This window comes from Pseudomonas monsensis (genome assembly GCF_014268495.2).
In the GTDB taxonomy this organism is placed as follows: domain Bacteria; phylum Pseudomonadota; class Gammaproteobacteria; order Pseudomonadales; family Pseudomonadaceae; genus Aquipseudomonas; species Aquipseudomonas monsensis.
In genome coordinates this window covers 6,140,903-6,160,142 of record NZ_CP077087.1, presented here as the reverse complement: position 1 = coordinate 6,160,142, position 19,240 = coordinate 6,140,903, and the positions used below count along the sequence as shown (strand labels likewise).

At 60.9% G+C, this 19,240-nt stretch carries 16 protein-coding genes and 1 riboswitch; of the genes, 5 read left to right on the top strand and 11 right to left on the bottom strand.

The features are described 5' to 3' along the window. Positions 1-284: 284 nt before the first annotated feature. From rhlE2 to ahcY, 4 genes are all read right to left on the bottom strand, one after another. Positions 285-2,159 (bottom strand): RNA helicase RhlE2, encoded by a 1,875-nt coding sequence (rhlE2, locus tag HV782_RS27245; protein ID WP_128616111.1) that lies wholly within the window; start codon positions 2,157-2,159, stop codon positions 285-287. A 222-nt stretch (positions 2,160-2,381) separates the two neighbouring features. Then, positions 2,382-3,194, bottom strand: coding sequence for a substrate-binding periplasmic protein (locus HV782_RS27240; protein WP_123469498.1), 813 nt, complete (start codon positions 3,192-3,194; stop codon positions 2,382-2,384). A gap of 169 nt (positions 3,195-3,363) precedes the next feature. Beyond that, positions 3,364-4,209: a methylenetetrahydrofolate reductase [NAD(P)H] gene (gene metF, locus HV782_RS27235; RefSeq protein WP_123469496.1), complete on the bottom strand. Its 846-nt coding sequence runs from the start codon at positions 4,207-4,209 to the stop codon at positions 3,364-3,366. A 185-nt stretch (positions 4,210-4,394) separates the two neighbouring features. Further along, positions 4,395-5,804, bottom strand: a complete 1,410-nt coding sequence (gene ahcY, locus HV782_RS27230) for an adenosylhomocysteinase (protein WP_007959684.1) — start codon at positions 5,802-5,804, stop codon at positions 4,395-4,397. A gap of 23 nt (positions 5,805-5,827) precedes the next feature. Next, a riboswitch (S-adenosyl-L-homocysteine riboswitch) is annotated at positions 5,828-5,926 on the bottom strand. A 190-nt stretch (positions 5,927-6,116) separates the two neighbouring features. On the opposite strand from ahcY, the gene HV782_RS27225 reads away from it, so the two are divergent. Continuing rightward, a complete protein-coding gene (locus HV782_RS27225) occupies positions 6,117-6,524 on the top strand; it encodes an acyl-CoA thioesterase (protein ID WP_003229043.1) in 408 nt (135 codons plus the stop codon). Positions 6,525-6,701: 177 nt separating this feature from the next. After that, positions 6,702-7,607, top strand: a complete 906-nt coding sequence (locus HV782_RS27220; RefSeq protein WP_128616112.1) for a formate/nitrite transporter family protein — start codon at positions 6,702-6,704, stop codon at positions 7,605-7,607. Here the strand turns inward: HV782_RS27220 and HV782_RS27215 are convergent, their stop codons facing one another. Together HV782_RS27215 and HV782_RS27210 are read right to left on the bottom strand one after the other, a co-directional pair. Then, on the bottom strand, positions 7,608-8,873 hold the full coding sequence (locus tag HV782_RS27215; RefSeq protein WP_123469492.1) for a cation:proton antiporter: 1,266 nt from the start codon (positions 8,871-8,873) through the stop codon (positions 7,608-7,610). It lies immediately after the preceding gene. Positions 8,874-9,790: 917 nt separating this feature from the next. Then, positions 9,791-10,960 carry an MFS transporter gene (locus HV782_RS27210; RefSeq protein ID WP_123469490.1) on the bottom strand — a complete coding sequence of 390 codons (1,170 nt, stop codon included), beginning with the start codon at positions 10,958-10,960 and terminating at the stop codon, positions 9,791-9,793. 212 nt (positions 10,961-11,172) lie between these two features. On the opposite strand from HV782_RS27210, the gene HV782_RS27205 reads away from it, so the two are divergent. Further along, positions 11,173-12,006 carry an EamA family transporter gene (locus HV782_RS27205; RefSeq protein WP_186748645.1) on the top strand — a complete coding sequence of 278 codons (834 nt, stop codon included), beginning with the start codon at positions 11,173-11,175 and terminating at the stop codon, positions 12,004-12,006. A 39-nt stretch (positions 12,007-12,045) separates the two neighbouring features. Beyond that, positions 12,046-12,429 (top strand): MAPEG family protein, encoded by a 384-nt coding sequence (locus HV782_RS27200; RefSeq protein WP_123469486.1) that lies wholly within the window; start codon positions 12,046-12,048, stop codon positions 12,427-12,429. Positions 12,430-12,568: 139 nt separating this feature from the next. Here HV782_RS27200 and mltA read toward each other — a convergent pair whose 3' ends face one another. Beyond that, positions 12,569-13,753, bottom strand: coding sequence for a murein transglycosylase A (gene mltA, locus HV782_RS27195; protein ID WP_128616114.1), 1,185 nt, complete (start codon positions 13,751-13,753; stop codon positions 12,569-12,571). A gap of 128 nt (positions 13,754-13,881) precedes the next feature. Between mltA and HV782_RS27190 the strand changes: the two genes are divergently transcribed. Beyond that, on the top strand, positions 13,882-14,331 hold the full coding sequence (locus HV782_RS27190; protein WP_186748646.1) for a c-type cytochrome: 450 nt from the start codon (positions 13,882-13,884) through the stop codon (positions 14,329-14,331). A 72-nt stretch (positions 14,332-14,403) separates the two neighbouring features. Here HV782_RS27190 and HV782_RS27185 read toward each other — a convergent pair whose 3' ends face one another. The 4 genes from HV782_RS27185 to HV782_RS27170 form a co-directional block, all read right to left on the bottom strand. After that, complete coding sequence (locus HV782_RS27185; protein WP_123469479.1) at positions 14,404-14,799, bottom strand: DUF1090 domain-containing protein; 396 nt, start codon at positions 14,797-14,799, stop codon at positions 14,404-14,406. Positions 14,800-14,894: 95 nt separating this feature from the next. Next, positions 14,895-16,571, bottom strand: a complete 1,677-nt coding sequence (ligB, locus tag HV782_RS27180) for an NAD-dependent DNA ligase LigB (protein WP_186748647.1) — start codon at positions 16,569-16,571, stop codon at positions 14,895-14,897. 213 nt (positions 16,572-16,784) lie between these two features. Further along, a complete protein-coding gene (gene metK / locus HV782_RS27175; protein ID WP_123469475.1) occupies positions 16,785-17,975 on the bottom strand; it encodes a methionine adenosyltransferase in 1,191 nt (396 codons plus the stop codon). 18 nt (positions 17,976-17,993) lie between these two features. Further along, positions 17,994-18,989, bottom strand: coding sequence for an ArsR/SmtB family transcription factor (locus HV782_RS27170; RefSeq protein WP_123469473.1), 996 nt, complete (start codon positions 18,987-18,989; stop codon positions 17,994-17,996). Positions 18,990-19,240: the final 251 nt, after the last annotated feature.

Here is a 19,240-nt window from a genome sequence, read left to right as displayed (position 1 = left end):
CCGGTCGCAAGGCCGGGGGCGTTTTTTATGGCCTGTCACAACACAAATCCCTGTGGGGCGGGTTTTTGTGGCGAGGGGATTTATCCCCGATGGGTCGCGCAGCGCCCCAAACCCTTCACCTGAGGGGGATCAGACATACCGCGTTGAATGGTTTTGCGACTGCTTCGCAGCCGATCGGGGATAAATCCCCTCGCCACAGGTTCAATTCCACCGTGAAGTTTGCCGGGTGCATAAAAAATGCCCCGGCTCTTGCGAGTCGGGGCATTTTTCATTGCAGCGTGAAATCAGCGATTGCGGGTCAGCAGGGCTGGTTTCTCGCCACGTGGGCGGCTTGGCAGTTGATCGAGCTGCTCTGGCGTCGGGAAGCGGTCGGCTTTCGATTCCTTGTGCATGATCTTCGGACCGTTGCTGCGCGGGTTCTGCACGGCTGGTTCGGTACGTGGCTGATCGTCACGGGCTGGACGACGGTTGCGCGACGAGGACTCGTCACGACGACCCGACTGACCGTCACGTGGTGCGCCATTGCGCGGGCCGTTGCGTTTGGCCGGCGGGGTGCCGGTGCTCGAACCGTTGCTGTTGCGCGGACCGTTCTGGCGACCCTGCGGCTGACCGCCACGAGGGGCGCCAGCGCCAGTGCCTTGTGCCGGAGCGCCTGGACGGCGACCACGGCCACCGGCCGGGGCGGCTTTGGGCACGTAATCAACGCGGTTACCGAAGTTATCAATATCGTCGTCGAGGAACTCGTCCGGTGCACGATCAGCGGCGGCGCGTGGCGGCTGCGACGGTTGACGCTGTTCGCGGGCCGGAGTGCCTTCACGTGGCTTCTGCTGACGGGCAGGGCGCTCGCCGCGTTCACCAGCGGGTTTTTCCTTACCCTTGTCCTTGCCTTTGTCCTTGCGACCGCCGCCACCGCCGCCGCCATTCGGACCGTCGCCACGCGGGCCACGGGAATTGCGCGGGTTGCGCATGTCCGGACGCTCGCGCACTTCAGGCTTCTCGGCCTCGATGGTGCTGGCATCGAAGCCCATCAGGTCGCCATCGGCGATTTTCTGCTTGGTCATGCGTTCGATGCTTTTCAGCAGTTTTTCTTCGTCCGGGGCCACCAGCGAGATCGCCTCGCCCGAACGACCGGCGCGGCCAGTACGGCCGATACGGTGCACGTAGTCTTCATCGACGTTCGGCAGTTCGAAGTTGACCACGTGTGGCAACTGGTCGATGTCCAGGCCGCGGGCAGCGATGTCAGTGGCGACCAGAATGCGCACTTCGCCGGCCTTGAAGTCGGCCAGGGCTTTGGTGCGGGCATTCTGGCTCTTGTTGCCGTGGATCGCGACGGCTGGCAGGCCGTGCTTGTCCAGGTACTCGGCCAGACGGTTGGCGCCGTGCTTGGTGCGGGTGAACACCAGCACCTGTTCCCAGGCGCCGGCAGTGATCAGGTGCGCGAGCAGCGCACGCTTGTGGCTGGCCGGCAGACGGAAGACCCGTTGTTCGATGCGCTCGACCGTGGTGTTCGGCGGCGTCACTTCGATGCGTTCCGGGTTGTGCAGCAGCTTGCCGGCAAGATCGGTAATGTCTTTGGAGAAAGTCGCCGAGAACAGCAGGTTCTGACGCTTGGCCGGCAGACGTGCGAGGACCTTCTTCACGTCGTGCACGAAACCCATGTCGAGCATGCGGTCGGCTTCGTCGAGGACGAGGATTTCGACGTGGGACAGATCGACGCTGCCCTGGCCGGCGAGGTCGAGCAGGCGACCCGGGCAGGCGACGAGCACGTCGACACCACGGGACATGGCCTGAACCTGCGGGTTCATGCCGACGCCGCCGAAGATGCAGGCGCTGACGAATTTCAGGTCACGGGCGTAGATCTTGAAGCTCTCGTGAACCTGGGCCGCGAGTTCGCGGGTCGGCGTCAGGACCAGAACGCGCGGCTGGCGCGGGCCATGACGCTGGGATTTGTCCGGGTGACCGTTAGGGAACAACCGCTCCAGGATCGGAAGGGCGAAACCGCCGGTTTTACCGGTACCTGTCTGTGCCGCAACCATCAGGTCGCGACCTTGCAACACGGCGGGAATGGCCCGCTGTTGCACCGGAGTAGGCTCGGTATAGCCCGCATCTTCGATGGCGCGGACTAAAGCCTCGGAGAGACCGAGGGAAGCAAAGGACATGAGTAATCCTGTTTTAGTTAGGGCTTGGCCCAATGGGAGTCTTGCCTGGCGCGAATCACGTTTAAGAGGACGCAATCCCGTCCGGTCCTGCTGCGGTTCCGAAGGCACGTCTGGAGCGCTCGCGCGGGCTGGAGAGCTGCGCTGTAGCGGGTCGAGAGGCCTGTTACGGTTCCGGGCGTCCGGGCGTGAGCCTGGCGGGAACGCCGGAGTATAACAGAGCAATCACTGCGCGCTGCTTTCCTGCTGCTCAACGGTTTTACTGCTGGCCGAGGCATTGCCCAGCGGCGCCCCGATAACGGGAGCCGCGCCATAACGGGCGCTCAGCTCGGCGTAGGCGGGTTCGCGCTTGAATCGTTTGAGCTCAGCGCCAAAACGCTGCACCAGCAAATCCATGCCAGCATTGCGCCGAACCGCGAGAAATTGGCTCTGGCGGCTAATGACGGTGGGGTTTTCAGTGATCTGATCGCGAATATTCAATGCATCGAGCAAATGCTGGCCGACGCGGCGATCGGTGATCAACAGGTCGATGCGCCCGCGCACCAGTTTGCCGAAGTTGGCTTCATGGGTCGGTGCCGGCTCGCGGGTAAATAGCGTTGATTCACTGAAATCCGGGCTGTACAGATAGCCGGGCGAGGTGCCGACGGTCAGGCCTTTGAGTTCTTCGAGTCTGCTGAACGGGTGCGGCCGGTCGTTGGCGTAGAACATCACGAATTCGACGTCGGACAGTGGTTCGCTCGGATAGAGCAGGGTGGCTTCGCGTTCGACACTGTGAAAAATGTCGAGTGCACCGTCGGCCTGACCGGTTTCCAGCATCGACAGGCAGCGCTTCCACGGCAGGAACTGCCACTCGACCTCGATGCCCAGGCGCTTGAACACGATGGCGGTGGTTTCGTAGTCCAGCCCGAGTTTCTTGCCGCCGTCTTCGTAGACATAAGGCGCCCACGGTTCGGTGACGATACGCAGCTTCTCGCCCCGAGCGGCAAAGCTCAGGCAAGCAAAAACCAGCACGGCGAATAATTGCGCGATCAAAGGCATGGCTTGAGATTACGACGAGAAACGCGAAAGAGCCAGAAAGTGGCAGCAGAAGCTCTGTTTCGGGGCTTTAAAAGCAAAAGATCGCAGCTGCGACACCCCTGTAGGAGCTGCCGAAGGCTGCGATCTCTTGATCTTGCTTGTCGCTTTCAGCTTGAAGCTTGCAGCTGTTTCAACGCGGCAGTTTCAGGTTGTTCCAGATCGCCAGGCTTGGTTCCGCCTGGTTCATGGAATAGAAGTGCAGACCCGGTGCGCCACCCTGCAGCAGGCGTTCGCACATCTCGCTGACGACCTGTTCGCCAAAGCGTTGAATGCTTTGTGCGTCATCGCCGTAGGCTTCCAGTTGCTTGCGGATCCAGCGCGGGATTTCCGCACCGCAGGCATCGGAGAAACGCGCCAGCTTGCTGTAGTTGGTGATCGGCATGATCCCCGGCACCACCGGAATATCCACGCCCAGCGCCTGCAAACGGTCGACGAAGTAGAAGTAGCTGTCGGCGTTGAAGAAGTACTGGGTGATTGCGCTGTCGGCGCCGGCGCGAGCCTTGCGCACGAAGTTGGCGAGATCGTCTTCGTAGTTGCGCGCTTGCGGATGCATCTCCGGGTAAGCGGCGACTTCGATGTGGAAATGATCACCGGTTTCTTCACGAATGAATTCAACCAGCTCATTGGCGTGACGCAGCTCACCGCTGGTCATGCCCATGCCGGATGGCAGGTCGCCGCGCAGGGCGACGATGCGCTTGATGCCGGCTGCCTTGTACTCGTTCAGCAGGCCGCGCAGGTCGTCCTTGCTGTCGCCGACGCACGACAGGTGCGGTGCGGCCGGTACTTTGACTTCGTTTTCCAGTTGCAGAACGGTGTTGAGGGTGCGATCACGGGTCGAACCGCCAGCGCCATAGGTGCAGGAAAAGAAGTCAGGGTTGTACGTGGCCAGCTGACGAGCAGTGGCGAGCAGTTTTTCTTGCCCGGCATCGGTTTTGGTCGGGAAGAACTCGAAGCTGTAGCGACGGTCTTGGGACATGGAGGGGACCTCCAGCTACGAGCTGCAAGCTTCAAGCTGCAAGAGGGCGGAGCGCCGGGATCCTGTGCCTGAAGCTTGCAGCCAGCGGCTGCGTAATAACGATGAAGAAGCCAGCGACAGCTACAAGCCTCAAGTAAACCAACCGCTTTTACTTGCAGCTTGCAGCTTGAAGCTCGCAGCTGCTCTTAATAGCGATAGGCGTGCGGCTTGAACGGGCCTTCGACGGTCACGCCGATGTAGTCAGCCTGTTGCTTGGTCAGTTGAGTGACCACGCCGCCGAAACCGCGAACCATTTCCAGGGCCACTTCTTCGTCGAGTTTCTTCGGCAGTACTTCAACGGTCAGGCGCTCGGCTTTCTGGGCAGGCGACAGGTCGGCGTACTTCTGGCCGAACAGGAAGATCTGGGCCAGTACCTGGTTGGCGAACGAACCGTCCATGATGCGGCTTGGGTGACCGGTGGCGTTGCCCAGGTTCACCAGACGGCCTTCGGCCAGCAGGATCAGGTAGTCGTCGTTCTGTGCGTCGAAAGCGCCCGGGCCGGTACGGTGGATCTTGTGTACCTGTGGCTTCACTTCTTCCCATGCCCAGTTCTTGCGCATGAAAGCGGTGTCGATTTCGTTGTCGAAGTGACCGATGTTGCAGACAACAGCGCGCTTCTTCAGGGCTTTGAGCATGTTGGCGTCGCAAACGTTGACGTTACCGGTGGTGGTCACGATCAGGTCGATCTTGCCCAGCAGCGCTTTGTCGATGCTCGCTTCGGTGCCGTCGTTGATGCCGTCGATGAACGGCGAAACCAGCTCGAAACCGTCCATGCACGCTTGCATGGCGCAGATCGGGTCAACTTCGGAAACCTTGACGATCATGCCTTCCTGACGCAGGGACTGAGCGGAACCCTTGCCCACGTCACCGTAGCCGATGACCAGCGCTTGCTTGCCGGACAGCAGGTGGTCGGTGCCGCGCTTGATCGCATCGTTCAGGCTGTGACGGCAGCCGTACTTGTTGTCGTTCTTGGACTTGGTCACCGAGTCGTTGACGTTGATGGCCGGGATCTTCAGCTCGCCCTTGGCCAGCATGTCCAGCAGGCGGTGAACGCCGGTGGTGGTTTCTTCGGTCACGCCGTGAACGCGGTCCAGCACCTGTGGGTACTTGTCGTGCAGCAGCTGAGTCAGGTCGCCGCCGTCGTCGAGGATCATGTTGGCGTCCCATGGCTGGCCATCTTTCAGGATGGTTTGCTCCAGGCACCACTCGTACTCTTCTTCAGTTTCGCCTTTCCAGGCGAACACCGGGATGCCGGCAGCGGCGATGGACGCAGCAGCCTGATCCTGAGTCGAGAAGATGTTGCAGGACGACCAGCGTACTTCGGCACCCAGGGCAACCAGGGTTTCGATCAGCACGGCAGTCTGAATGGTCATGTGGATGCAGCCGAGGATTTTTGCGCCCTTGAGCGGCTGCTCGGACGCGTACTTGCGGCGCAGACCCATCAGGGCCGGCATTTCCGACTCGGCGATGATGGTTTCGCGACGGCCCCAGGCAGCCAGGGACATGTCGGCAACTTTGTAATCGTTAAAATCTGCAGGCGTGATAACAGCGCTCATGAAGAGCCTCCATTCGTAATGTATGCGAATGGGCGCCGTTGTGCGTTTAGTGTCCGGCCGTGGCCAGTCAACGCCCCATCCGAGCCTGACAGGTTGAACCTGCTGCAGCGCCCCTCGGACAGGTGGCGGGAAAACGGCAGTAGCCGTTCTGAATCGGCGGCGATTATAGCTTTCTTTGTCCGGCTAGTGGCAAGCGGCAAGCTACAAGCGGCAAGTAACAGCGAATCTGCTTTTACTTGCAGCTTGTAGCTTAAAACTTGAAGCTGGGGGGCAAAACCCTGTTGCCCCAACGCCTCAAATCCGGAGCCCCCCATGAATTTCCACACCCGCAAATGGGTAAAACCCGAAGACCTGAACCCCAACGGCACTCTGTTCGGCGGCAGCCTGCTGCGCTGGATCGACGAGGAAGCGGCGATCTACGCCATCGTCCAGTTGGGCAATCAGCGCGTGGTGACCAAGTACATTTCCGAAATCAACTTCGTCAGCGCCTCGCGCCAGGGCGACATCATCGAACTGGGCATCACTGCCACCGAGTTCGGTCGGACCTCAATCACCCTGACCTGCGAAGTGCGTAACAAGATCACCCGCAAGAGCATTCTCACGGTCGAGAAGATGGTTTTCGTGAATCTGGGCGAAGACGGCTTGCCGGCACCGCACGGGCGGACCGAGATCAAGTACGTCAAAGACCAGTTCAAGGAAGATGAATTGGTCACTAAGTAACCTCTAGTTGGCTTCATCGCGAACAGGTTCACTCCTTTGTCAGTGACTGAGTCGTACCTGTAGGCGTGAGTCTGCTCGCGATAGTGGTTTCAGCGTCACCGAAGATTTATCTGACTACTGAACAGCTGTGAACGGCGGGGGTCGTAGCTAAAAGCCCCCCCCACTGGTTACCACGCCATGAGCACCCCGACAGACGGCAAGACCCCCGACCTCTCGACCGATGAAAAACATGAAGTCGAGAAAAGCCAGCCGCCCCGCGCGGCGGTTCTGCATGAAATCATCCGCACTCAGGGCGACCAGGAACTGGAGCGCAGCATTGCCGCGCTGTGGTGGTCGGCGCTCGCCGCCGGGTTGACCATGGGCCTGTCGCTGATGGGCATGGGCCTGCTCAATTCGCGCCTGCCCGAGGGCGAGGAATTCAAGGTCATCGCCAGTTTCGGCTACTGCGCGGGTTTCCTCGCGGTGATTCTCGCCCGCCAGCAACTGTTCACTGAAAATACCCTGACTGCCGTCCTGCCGGTGATGTCCAAACCGACCTTGGCGAATTTCGGCCGGTTGATCCGCTTGTGGGCTGTGGTGCTGTTCGGCAATTTGTGCGGCACGATTCTGGTGGCGTACGTGATGCTCGAGCTGCCGATCTTCGATGGCAAAACCGATCACGCCTTTCTCGAAATCGGCCGCAAGGTCATGGAAAACCACGCCAGCCAGATGTTCGCCAAGGGCATTGTCTCCGGCTGGATGATCGCCACGATGGTCTGGATGATCCCGTCCATGGAGAGCGCCAAGATGTGGATCATCATCCTCATCACCTACCTGATGGCGCTGGGCGACTTCACCCACATCGTGGTCGGCTCGGCGGAAGTCTCGTATCTGGTATTTGCCGGTGAATTGCCATGGAGTGATTTCTGGATGGTGTTCGCCGGGCCGACGCTGGCGGGGAACATCATTGGTGGCAGTTTCATCTTCGCGCTGATCAGCCATGCGCAGATCCGCAGCGAGACCGGTACTCCCAAGGAAACGCACAAAGCGCAACAGTCTGCGGATCAGGCCGAAAAGCCTGACCCGCAGCGGATCAGGAAATGATCAATGGTGGGCGGGCTCGGCCGCTGTGGCCGGCTCGTCACGGGTGGCGTGTTTGACCAGTTTGCCGATGGTCAGCCCCTGCAACAGGATCGACGACAGCACCACGATGTAGGTGATGCTCAGCAGCAGATCGCGCTCCGGGCCCAGCGGCAGGGCCAGCGCCAGTGCCACCGAAACGCCGCCGCGCAAACCGCCCCAGGTCAGGATGCGGATGGTGCCGCGCGGCACCGTGCGCCAGCGGCGCAGCAGGACGATCGCCGGGGCCACGGTGAGCAGGCGCGACAGCAGAATCGCCAGCGCCAGCAAACTCGCCGCCGCTATGTGTGCCCAATTGAATGGCAGCAGCAACAGTTCCATGCCGATCAGCGCGAACAGCAGGGCGTTGAGCATGTCATCGAGCAGCTCCCAGAAGCCGTCGAGGTACTTGCGGGTCATGTCGTTCATCGCCAGGTTGCGTCCCAGGTTACCGATGATCAGACCGGCCACCACCATCGCAATCGGCGCCGAGACGTGCAGTTCGGTAGCCATCGCCGAACCGCCGATCACCAGCGCGAGGGTCAGCATCACTGTGATCTGATGCTGCTGGACGCTCTTGATCATCCGGTACACCCCATAACCGATCAGCCCGCCGAACAGCACGCCGCCAATGGCTTCGTGAACGAACAGCATCGCGGTGGCGCTGATGGTCGGCGTCTCGCCCAGTTGGGCGATGCCCAGCAACACGGTAAACACCACCACCGCCGTACCGTCGTTGAACAGCGATTCACCGACGATCGTGGTTTTCAGCGGCTTGGAGGCATTGGCCGTACGCAGTACGCCGAGCACCGCGATTGGGTCGGTCGGCGAAATCAGCGCGCCAAACAGCAGGCAGTACAGGAAGCTTACGTGCCAGCCGAACAGGGCAAAAATGTAATAGGCGAGGCTGCCGATCACGCCGGTGGCGATCAACACACCGAAGGTCGCCAGCAGGCCGATGGGCCAGCGGTAGCTGCGCAGGTCATTCAGGTTGACGTGCAGGGCGCCGGCGAACAGCAGGAACGAGAGCATCCAGTTCATCAGCAGATCGCCGAAGTCGATCTGGCCGATCAATTGCTGCACGCGCTCTTCAAGACCGGGGTAGCCGAGCACGCTCAGGCCTTGCAGCAGCAGGGAGAACATCAGCGCGGTGACCATCACACCGATGGTGGGGGGCAGGCCGATGAAGCGGTAATTGACGAAGGTGAGCAGGGTGGTGAGGCAGATAAAAGCGGCGACAAGTTCAAGCATCCGGGGTCCTTTGGATGAAGGGTGAGTGGAACGCGCCCGGTGCTTGGGCGCTGGAGTTTGATGGGCTGAGAGCGACTGAGGACACAAGCTTCCCTCACCCCAGCCCTCTCCCGGAGGGAGAGGGAGCCGACCTTATTGTCTTGCGGGATGTATCGAGCGGAATAACCGGGTCGATTGTAGATTCGGCAATGCGCGTTCAGGTCGGCGTACTTCTGAAGCATCCCCGTTCAGTCCCCTCTCCCGGAGGGAGAGGGAGCCGACCTTATTGTCCTGCGGGATGTATCGAGCGGAATAACCGGGTCGATTGTAGATTCGGCAATGCGCGTTCAGGTCGGCTTACTTCTGAAGCATCCCCGTTCAGTCCCCTCTCCCGGAGGGAAAGGGAGCCGACCTTATTGTCTTGCGGGATGTATCGACCTGAATAACCGGGTCGATTGTAGATTCGGCAATGCGCGTTCAGGTCGGCTTACTTCTGAAGCATCCCCGTTCCGTCCCCTCTCCCGGAGGGAGAGGGAGCCGACCTTATTGTCTTGCGGGATGTATCGACCTGAATAACCGGGTCGATTGTAGATTCGGCAATGCGCGTTCAGGTCGGCGGACTTCTGAAGCATTCCCGTTCAGTCCCCTCTCCCGGAGGGAGAGGGAGCCGACCTTATTGTCTTGCGGGATGTATCGACCTGAATAACCGGGTCGATTATGGATTCGGCAATGCGCGTTCAGGTCGGCTTACTTCTGAAGCATCCCCGTTCCGTCCCCTCTCCCGGAGGGAGAGGTAGCCGACCTTATTGTCTTGCGGGATGTATCGAGCGGAATAACCGGCTCGATTGTAGATTCGGCAATGCGCGTTCAGGTCGGCGGACTTCTGAAGCATCCCCCTTTCAGTCCCCTCTCCCTCTGGGAGAGGGTTAGGGTGAGGGCTAGCCGGACACATTGACCGCAGCCGTGCCACGACGTTGCAGATAGATGAAAAACAGCGCCGTCAGCACCGTCAGCACGCCGACCAGCGCGCCGGTCCACGGCAAGTCCGCCAGATCTGCGCCACTGGCAACCACCAACCCGCCGATCCACGCGCCCGTCGCGTTACCAAGATTGAACGCGCTCTGGTTCAAGGTCGAGCCGAGGTTCGGCGCCTCATGGGCCTGGTCGATGATCAGCAGTTGCAGGATCGGGCACAGTGCAAAGGCGAAAATGCCCCACAGCACCAGTGTGATCGCCGCCGGAATCACCGAGCGGCTGGTCTGGCTGAACGCCGCCAGAATCACCACCACCGCCAGCGCCACACCCACCAGCGATGGCAACAGACGGCTGTCGGCCAGGCGGCCACCGAGCATGCTGCCGCCGGTCAGGCCGACGCCGAACAACAGCAGCATCACCGTCACGCCGTGGGGGCTGACGCCGGTGATGTCCTGCAGGATCGGTGCAATGTACGTGAACACACTGAACAGGCTGGTCGATGCCAGCACGCTCATACCCAGTGCCAGCAACACGTTGACCTTGCCCAGCACCTTGAACTCGCTGGCGAGGTTGGCCTTGTCCATCGCGATGTGTTTCGGCAGCCACAGCCATTGCGCGAGAGCGGCGATCACGCCGATCACCGACACCGCCCAGAAGGTCGAGCGCCAACCGGCGTATTGGCCGAGCGCGGTGCCCAAGGGCACGCCGAGCACATTGGCCAGGGTCAGGCCGGTGAACATCATCGCAATGGCCTGCGCGCGTTTGTTCGGTGCGACCAGTCCGGCGGCCACCACCGAGCCAATGCCGAAAAACGCACCGTGACACAACGCGGTGACCACCCGCGCCGCCATCAGCGTCGCGTAGTTCGGCGCGAGTGCGCAGAGCACGTTGCCGAGGATGAACATCAGCGTCATGCCCAGCAACGTCGCCTTGCGCGGCATGTTGGCGGTACCGATGGCGAGGATCGGTGCGCCGAACACCACACCCAGGGCGTACCCGGTAATCAACAGTCCGGCGTGAGGGATGCTTACGGCAAGGTCGCGGGCGACATCGGGCAACAGACCCATGATCACGAATTCAGTCGTGCCGATGCCGAATGCGGCAACAGCGAGTGCAAGCAAGGCGAGTGGCATGCGCAAGGTCTCTGTCAGTAGTCTTGACGCTTTGATCAGGCATACGCAGGCCGTCGACCGATCTCGAAGGAGTGCGGTGCCGGCGGGAATTATTGGTATTTTTCTTTGCGCAACTGAGTGCGGCGTGGTCGCTTGCAGTATAAACAGCTGCTGACACATCGCGAATCAATAATCTGACTAATTGGCTGGATAACAACAATAAGGAGTGGGACGTGCTGGCGACAGCTCTGGTGTTGGTGGCGGCGCTGTTGCATGCGGCGTGGAATACCCTGATCAAATTCAGCGCCGAGCGGCTGCTGGTGGTGGCGTGCATGGACACCGTGGCGCTGCTGGTCGTCGCCATTGCGTTGCCGTTCGTGAGCTTGCCGCCGGTTGAAATCTGGCCGTGGATTCTTGCGTCGGCGGCGTTTGAACTGCTCTATCGCTATTTGTTGATTCAGGCCTACCGGGTCGGCGATCTCGGCTTGGTCTATCCGCTGATGCGCGGACTGTCGCCATTGGTGGTGTTGGCGCTGACCCTGATCTTCGCCGGTGAGGTGCTCACCACGCAGCAGATCTTCGGGATCATGTTTATTCCGTTTGGCATGGTTTGCCTGCTCTGGCAGGGCGGCGGCGGGAAACACTTGCCGTGGTCGATGCTGCCGGTGGTGGCGCTGATCGGCTTGTGCATCGGTTGCTACACCTACATAGATGGCCAGGCGTTGCGGCGCTGGTCGCACCCGCTCGATTACCTGGTCTGGGTCACGCTGCTCAGCGCCTGGCCATTTCCACTGCTGGCGTGGGTCGCCAAGCGCCCGGCGTTCATGCAGTTCTGGCGTGAGCAATGGAAGCTGGGGCTGGCCGTCGGGTTCTGCGTGTTGTTCAGCTACGCTCTGGTGCTGTGGGCGATGCAGTTGGGCTCGATTGCGGAAGCGGCGGCATTGCGCGAGATCAGCGTGATTCTGGTGGTGCTGTTCGGCATGCGCTACTTGAAAGAACCTTTCGGCCGGCCACGGCTCTTAGCCTGTGGGCTGGTGCTGATCGGCATGCTGGTCATGAAGTTCTGACCGCTCGCGAATTCTATAACTCGAAAAAAGGACGGCGTTATGACGGTGGCTCTGTGGTGTGTGTTGATCGCGATTTTTCTGCCCTATGTGTGCACGATTGTGGCCAAGGCCGCGGGCGGTTTCCGGCTGAGTGACAACCATGATCCTCGGGATTTTCTCGAAAGCGTGGGCGGCGTGGCACGACGGGCGCATGCAGCGCAACTCAACAGTTTTGAAGTGATGCCGGCGTTTGCCGCCGCGGTGATCGTCGCGCATCTGGTGGGCACGGCGCAGTTGGTGACGGTGAATGTGCTGGCGGTGATGTTTATCACCAGTCGCCTGCTGTACATCATCTGCTACCTGGCGGACTGGGCAATTCTGCGGTCGCTGGTGTGGTTTGTCGGGATGGGGCTGATTGCCGCGTTCTTCTTTGTGTCTGTTTGATTATTGGTGTTGCTGCTGGTCTCATCGCGGGCAAGCCCGCTCCCACAAGGTTTTTTGGTGTACACAAAATATGTGGTCACCATCAATTACTGTGGGAGCGGGCTTGCCCGCGATGGCGATTGATCAGGCAACAAACATCTCAGGATTTGTCCTTGGGGGCATCCGCCACCTGCGGCACTTGCGGCAGCGCCGCTCCCTTGGGCCAGAGCATCCAGATCTGCCCCTGCTGTTTCATGTCCCCGGCCAGTTGCCCGGCTGCATCGCCCGTGCCCCAGAACAGGTCCGCACGCACCTCGCCGGCGATCGCGCCGCCAGTGTCCTGCGCCGCAACCGGGCGAACCAGTGCGGTGCCATCCGGTTTCGTGGTCGACAGCCACAACAGGCTACCCAGCGGAATCACCTTGCGATCCACGGCGGCGCTGTAACCGGCGGTCAGCGGCACATTCAGCGAGCCACGCGGGCCTTCGTTGCTGTCCGGGTTGCGGGTGAAGAACACGTAGCTCGGGTTGCTGCCCAGCAGTTCCGGAATGCGCGACGGGTTGGCCTTGGCCCAGTTGCTGATCGCGCCCATGGTCACGTCTTCTTTCTTCAACTCGCCCTGCTCCACCAGCCAGCGGCCGATGGGCCGGTACGGGTGGCCGTTCTGGTCGGCGTAGGCGATGCGCAGTTGCTTGCCATCCGGTGTCTGAATCCGCCCTGAACCCTGGATCTGCAAAAACTGCAGGTTCATCGGATCGGTCAGGTAGGCCACCACCGGCGCTTTGACGCCTTTGGATTCGATGGTCGCCGCGTCGTCGTAAGGCTTGAGCACTCGACCTTCGAGACGGCCACGCAGGCGTTTGCCCTTGAGTTCCGGATAAATGCTCTCCAGCGAGACGATGATCATGTCTTCCGGCACGCCATACACCGGCACGTTGGCCACGTCGGTGGGCGTCAGGCTGCCAGGGTAGACCGGTTCGTAGTAACCGGTGATCAGGCCGTTGGGGTTGTCATGCTCGGCGCGCAGACCGAACACATCGAGGTTCTGCTTGAGGAACGCGCGAATCTCGTTGGCGCTCTGCGGCACGTTGGTTGCCGCGGCGCACGTGCCACCCCAGACCGGATCAGCTTTGAGTCGGGTGCAAGCGCTGCGCCATGAGCCGAAACCGGCGACCAGATCGCTGTCGGACACCGCCGGCAGGGATTCCCAGGTGGCGCTGGAATAGGTGGCCAAGGCGTGGGTTTTCGGTTTGGCATTGTCGCCGCCCGTACAGCCGGCAAGGATTGCCAGCAGCGGCAGGGTTGCGATCAGTGGGTGACGCCAGGCCTTGAAACGGCTGTTCATGGAGTGATTCCTGTGCCGGTCGCCCGAGTGCTCCATGCGCTCGAACAACCCGTATTTTTAATAGGGCTATTGGTGTTTGTCGGGGAGGCGAGGATACTGGCCGCCGAATTCCGTGACCTGAAGCCGCCATGACTCTTAAACGAATTGCTGTTGTATTGCTGGCCTGCCTGACCCTGTCCGCCTGTGGCGGTGTCGATCCGAATTCCCCGTTGGGCCAGCGCAAGGCGATCTTCAAGCAGATGCTCAAGACCGGCGAAGAGCTCGGTGGCATGTTGCGTGGGCGCATTGCGTTCGACGGGCCGAAGTTCGCCGACGGTGCGGTGAAACTCGATGCGCTGTCCCATGAGCCGTGGAAGCATTTCCCGCAGGTGCGCGAAGCCGATCACAGCAGCGCCAAGGACGAAGTCTGGTCGCGTCAGGCCCGCTTTCAGGAACTGGCTCGCAACCTTGAGGCGGCCACCGGTGAATTGGTGATCGCCAGCCAGGTTCAGCCGTACAAGGCCAGCAACCTCGGGCCTGCGGTGCAGAAAGTTGAAGATGCCTGCAGCGCTTGCCATAAGGAATTTCGCGATCATTGATTGCATGAGGGGGGCTGAGACAACTAAGCCCCTGTGGCGAGGGCGCTTGCTCCCTCGCCACAGGGGCATCGGTTACTTGTCGATTTGGTCCAGCGCATCCTGCAGTTCCTTGCGCGACTCGGCGAGCTTGTCCTTGCGCTTGTTGATCTTCTCCGGATCGCCTTTCTTCATGGCTTTGTCGAGGTCAGCCTGACGCTGGCTCACTTCGTGTTTGGCTTCGAGTACCTTGTTTTCGCGTTCTTTCTTCAAGCCAGCGTCGGTGCAGTGTTCAGTCACTTCGCGCAGGGCTGTTTCCAGGCCGGCCTGTTGATCGGCATTGCCGCGGGATTTGGCCTGCTCGATCTGGTTCATGATGCCCTGCTTCTTGGCAGCGCAACCGGTCAGGCCCGGGGCGTCTTCGTCGGCCATCACGGGGGCGGCCATGATGCCGCAAAGGGTCAGCATGGCGAGCGGTGCGAGAAATTTCATAAAAGCTCCATGTGCAAAGGCAATCGGTCGGTTGGGCACTGCGCTGTTGGAGCGCCTCGGGGCCGTTGGGTTCCCGGCGTGCCGGGATCGCGTAGTCAGAAACCGTCGATGCCGGCGGCCTGTAGGGTTTCGCTCAAGGCCAGTACCTGCGGGTCGCGAAAGAATGCGCTCAATTGCGCTGCGCGTCCCGGGCCGATACCGGCTTCAGCCTGCCATTGTTCGGTGTCGCGTCGGGCTAGCGCCTGCCATGAGTCAGGCAGTTGTGCCTGGCCGGTCGGCGGTAACCCCAGCGCTTTCAGCCACTGGCCGAAGGGCCGTTGGCGGGCACTGTGAAAACTGTGAATCAGGCGTTCGCTGCTGCGCTCGCCGAAGCCGGCAATGTTAGCAAGCTCTGGTGCGTCGAGGGTCAACCAATCCAGCAGGTTGTTCAGGTGGCCTGTTTCGAGAAGTTTCTCCCAGGTGCCACGGCCGACATGTTGCATCGCCAGACCTTGCTTGCCACTGAGCCAGGTCAGGCGAGCGAGAAACTGGCTTTCGCAACCGGGTGTCGGTTGCCAGCAACTCAAGGCGTGGAAATCACGGGCGTCGGGGACGTCAATGTCGGCCCGCTCGGTCGTGCGCAGTACTACGCTGTCGAGCCGTGGAATCGTCAGCCCGGCCAGGCTGATTGCCACTTGGTCACCGGGACGGATATCCAGCGTCTGCCAGCGCTTGAGCGAACTGGCGCTCACGCGTTTTATCTCCCGGTCATCGAGCATGATCGGCGTCAGCTCCAGCACGGGTGTGATGCGGCCGGTGCGACCGATTTTGAAATTCACTTTGCGCACCTCGGCCAGCGCCTGGGCAAACGGGTATTTCCAGGCCACCGCCCAGTAGGGCGCGCTCGCCTGCCAGCGCTCGGCCGGTGGGCGCTGGCTTTGACGCAGCACAATGCCGTCGCTGGCGAATGGCAGTGGTGATCGATACCAGTGCTCACGCCACTTTTGTGCGTCCTCAAGGTTGGCGATGGTCTGACTGAATGGCGCTGTCGTGGCGAAACCCAGTGTCGCCAGCGTCGCTATTCTTTCGGGCAGACTCGCCGGTCCCTGTGGCCAATCCCAGACGAACAGACCGATCCCGGCCGCCTGCTCGGCGCTCAGGGTTTTCCGGCTCATCAGTCCGGCAACCGTGGCGCGGGCGTTGACGCTGCCGGCGCGGGCCTGCACATGTTGAGTCAGACGCCAGTAGAGTTCGCCCTGGACCAGCAGATCGAGGGGCTGCGTCAGTTGTTGAGGAATGGCGTGGATCTTTTGCGCTGACGCCGTCCAGTCCTGGCCGCTGCTACCGTCACCGCGACTGATCGCCTGCTGCAACAGGCCGCGACGGTAGTTCAGTGTCACTGCGACGCCATCGACCTTGGGTTGTACCCAGACATCCCGGCGGTCCTGCAGCCAGGCTTGAACCGCCGCCGCCTCATGAAGTTTATCCAGGCCTGTGTGTGCAACCGGATGCGCGATGGGCCCCGTTGCGCTGCGCAAAGGTTGCGGCGCCGCTGGCCGCTGGAAACACTGTCGCCATTCGTTGAGCCGCAAGCGGGCTTGATCATAGAGGTCGTCGGCAAGCAGCGAACGGCCTTCGCGATGATAGGCCTCGTCCCATTGGTCGATCTGTTTTTGCAGGGCGGTGATTTCGTTTTGCGCGGTGGCGGCAGGCCATTCGGGGCAGGCGGCGTAAGCGATCAGGTGGATGAAACTCAGCAGAACAACTGAAAACAGGCGCAGCGTCGCAAGCATGGTGAGCGTCCTTGCTCAGGGGGAATGCTTGAAGGCTAGGCGAGGATTTTGAAGTGGGTTGGCGGGGTGTTTTGCCGGGTGTTTCGATTGGAAAGTCATGTTGTCTGTTCGGGCACCTAGCGAGCAGGCTCGCTCCCACAGAGTATTGCGCACGCATGAAAAAGCCCCGCACGGCGCGAACCGTGCGGGGCTTTTTTGTACCGCCAGGGCGTCTTACAGACCAGCAGCGGAACGCAAAGCGTCGGCGCGGTCGGTTTTTTCCCAGGTGAAGGTGGTGAAGGTGTCTTCGCCAACTGTCTTGGTCTGCGATGCACGACCGAAGTGGCCGTAGGCTGCAGTTTCCTGGTACATCGGGTGCAGCAGGTCGAGCATGGTGGTGATTGCGTATGGACGCAGGTCGAACACTTCACGCACCAGTTTGATGATCTTGTCATCGCTGATCTTGCCGGTGCCGAAGGTGTTCAGCGAGATCGAAGTCGGCTGGGCGACGCCGATTGCGTAGGACACCTGGATCTCGCAACGCTCGGCCAGGCCGGCCGCGACGATGTTCTTGGCCACGTAACGGCCAGCGTAGGCCGCCGAACGGTCAACCTTCGATGGATCTTTACCGGAGAACGCGCCGCCGCCGTGACGGGCCATGCCGCCGTAGCTGTCGACGATGATCTTGCGACCGGTCAGACCGCAGTCACCTACCGGGCCGCCAATGATGAACTGGCCGGTCGGGTTGATGTGGAACTGGGTGTCCTTGCTCAGCAGTTCGGCAGGCAGCACGTGCTTGACGATCAGCTCCATCACGCCTTCGCGCAGGTCTTTGTACGAGACTTCCGGGTTGTGCTGGGTCGACAGTACAACAGCGTCGATACCCACCACCTTGCCGCCTTCGTAACGGCAAGTCACTTGCGACTTGGCGTCCGGACGCAGCCAAGGCAGCAGACCCGACTTACGGGCTTCGGCCTGTCGCTGCACCAGCTGGTGCGAGAAGGTGATCGGCGCAGGCATCAATACGTCGGTTTCGTTGCTGGCGTAGCCGAACATCAGGCCCTGGTCGCCGGCGCCCTGATCTTCAGGCTTGGCACGGTCAACACCCTGGTTGATGTCAGGGGACTGCTTGCCGATGATGTTCATCACGCCGCAGGTCGCGCCGTCGAAGCCGACGTCGGAGCTGGTGTAGCCGATGTCGCAGATCACGTCGCGAACGATCTGCTCCAGGTCGACCCAGGCGCTGGTGGTCACTTCACCGGCAACGATGGCAACGCCGGTCTTGACCAGCGTTTCCACAGCCACGCGTGCGTGTTTGTCCTGGGCAATAATGGCGTCCAGCACCGCATCGGAAATCTGGTCGGCGATTTTGTCCGGATGTCCTTCAGACACGGACTCGGAGGTGAAGAGGGAGTATTCGCTCATCTCGATGTTTTCCTGAATTTACCGATGGTGAGTGTCGCCAGCCGGTCGCAGAAAGTGGCGAACCTGGATCTGGAAACCATTACGTAAGCCTACATAGAGGCTGTCCCCGGGAACGAGCCCCGCAGCGGTGGCCCAACGGGCCAAATCGTCCTGTTCAAACCCCAACCACAGATCACCGCAGGCCTCCCTGGCCCAACTCTGGTTGTGGCTACATAACTCTGTCACGAGCAGGCTACCGCCCGGTTGCAGCAGGCCGGCCATGTGCTTGAGCGCTTCGGCCGGCGCGGCGAAATGGTGCAACACCATATTCAATACGACGCAATCGGCCTGAAGGCTGATGCCATTCAATGCATCGGCCAATTGCAGGCTGACGTTAGCCAGTTGTTCACGTTCACATACCTGACGCGCCAGTTCGAGCATCGCCGGGCTGTTGTCCAGCGCGGTGACGGTGCCGAAGCGGCGGGCCAGTTCCGGCAGGAAAGCACCGTCGCCGGGGCCGACTTCAATGGCCGTGGCAGCACCATTGAAGTTCAGTTTGTCGAGCAGGGCCAGCACGCTGTCACGGTATTGCGGCAGGCCTGCGATCAGGTCTTGCTGGGCGCGAAACTTCTCCGCCACACGTGCGAAAAAATCCTGGCTGGCGGCCTCACGTTGTCCGTGTACCTGAGCGATGCGCGCCTGCACGTCATCCGGCAGTGCCAGATTGTCGACTTCTTCTAACAATGCCGCGTGCAGCTTGCCGCCGAGCAATTCGGGGTGGGGCAGGGCGCGGCGATAGAAAATCGCGTTGCCTTCGCGGCGTGTCGCCACCAGATCGGCCTGGGCCAGCACCTTGAGGTGGTGGCTCATGCCGGACTGACCGATGCCGAAAATCTGCGCCAGCTCCAGGACCCCGAACGAGTCGTTGGCCAGCGCGCGCAATACATTCAGGCGCAGCGGGTCGCCACCGGCCTTGCACAAGGCCGCCAGCTCGTCGCAATCGTCATGTCGAATGGAAGGCGCGCGTAAGTTCATGGGGCAGCAGTCTAGTGACGGGGCTAAATCCTCGCAAGAGCAATATCAAAAAGTTTTGATATTGCTCGATAGATGGCACTTCTCACCGGCTGGTTAACTCTACAAACGAACAGCGGAAAGGTTTCACCAGCGGAAACCGCCGTTAACCATGGGAAAAACGCCTCCGGATGACTATCTGTCATTGCCCCGAGGCGCTCCGGTGAGGGAAAATGCCCTCCTTTTTTCCGTTTCAATCTATTCACACCCAGGAG